Origin of the sequence: Nocardioides sp. NPDC057577, assembly GCF_042801335.1 — a bacterium.
Classification (GTDB): domain Bacteria; phylum Actinomycetota; class Actinomycetes; order Propionibacteriales; family Nocardioidaceae; genus Nocardioides.
In genome coordinates this window covers 1-1,183 of record NZ_JBHVGB010000354.1, presented here as the reverse complement: position 1 = coordinate 1,183, position 1,183 = coordinate 1, and the positions used below count along the sequence as shown (strand labels likewise).

The window sequence follows — 1,183 nt, the reverse complement described above, 5'->3', positions numbered from 1 at the left end:
CCCCGAAGCCACCCTCGACGAAGAGGGTCTGGCCGTCGACGCCACGCAGGTGCTGGCTGCCGTCGAGATCGTCTCACCGTCCAACCCGAGCAACGACTACGACGAGAAGCTGGCCGACTATCCGGCCATGGGCATCCCGCACTACATGATCGTCGACCCGCGCACCGGCACGATCGAGGTGCACTCCGAGCCGTGCAAGGGGCGCTACAGCAACAAGGAGCCGTACATCTTCGGCGACTCGGTGCCGTTCGGGCCGTGGACGGTGGAGACGTCGGAGTTCCGCAGGTACGGCAGGGACGGTTAGCGGCGAGCGGGCGACTTGAGGGCGTCAAGGAAGGAGGCGAATGCCTCCGGCGGGAAGGTGAGGGTGGCTCGGGCCGGGGTCTTGCTGTCGCGGACGGCGACGTGGGTGGGTGAGGTGGCTATCTCCACGCAGTTGTTGCCGTCGCCGCCACCGGAGTACGAGGACTTGCGCCAGTTGTCAGGGATGGACACAGTGCCTCACAGTTCCTTGGCCAGGCTCTGGATGAAGTCACGCGACCGGTTGCGATCGAGCGACACGTCCCTCACTGTACGGAAGACCGTTCGAAGGACTCCGAGTTGGGCATCGGAATCGATGAAGCCGGTGCCATGCGGCGCATCGCGGACGGCGGTGTCCAGCTTCGGCACACCACCTCCGGCCAGCATCATGGGGCTCCAGGTCCCACCGAAGCCGTCCAGATCGAAAGGGATCACGCGCACGGTGACGTGGTCGGCCTCGGAGACTTCCAGTACGCGGGCCAGCTGCGCCCGCGCGGTGGCGCGATCCCCCACCCTGATACGCAGCGCCGCTTCGTGGACAACGGCCTCGTACGGTACAGGGGTTGGACCGTCGAGGACCGTCTTGCGCTGCATGCGGTGCCGGACCCGCAGGTCCAGTTCCTCTTGAGGCAGTTCGGGGACTCTGGAGGAGAAGGCGGCGCGGGCGTAGTCCTCGGTCTGGAGCAGGCCGGGCACAAACAGGAACTCGAGGTCAGACCTGTATGTGGAGTAGTGCTCCAACTCCGCGAGATCCAGAAATGACGTAGGCAGGAAGCCCCGGTACTCCTCCCACCATCCGCGCGCCCGATCGGTCGCCATGACAACCAGGGCATCGACGAAGTCCCCGTCCGTGCACGAGTAGTGGGCCGCGAGACGGCGCAGT

3 protein-coding genes are annotated in these 1,183 nt (G+C 66.0%); 1 reads left to right on the top strand and 2 read right to left on the bottom strand.

Translation table 11 applies throughout. From position 1 onward, the window contains the following. A partial coding sequence (locus ACFU7D_RS29740) for a Uma2 family endonuclease (RefSeq protein WP_378874149.1) occupies positions 1 to 304 on the top strand: 304 nt, incomplete at its 5' end. Here ACFU7D_RS29740 and ACFU7D_RS29735 read toward each other — a convergent pair. Both ACFU7D_RS29735 and ACFU7D_RS29730 read right to left on the bottom strand, forming a co-directional pair. Next, a complete protein-coding gene (locus ACFU7D_RS29735; protein ID WP_263546816.1) occupies positions 301 to 495 on the bottom strand; it encodes a DUF397 domain-containing protein in 195 nt (64 codons plus the stop codon). The genes ACFU7D_RS29740 and ACFU7D_RS29735 overlap by 4 nt on opposite strands. 6 nt (positions 496 to 501) lie before the next feature. Then, the coding region (locus ACFU7D_RS29730) for a DUF5753 domain-containing protein (RefSeq protein WP_378874147.1) at positions 502 to 1,183 on the bottom strand (682 nt) is incomplete at its 5' end.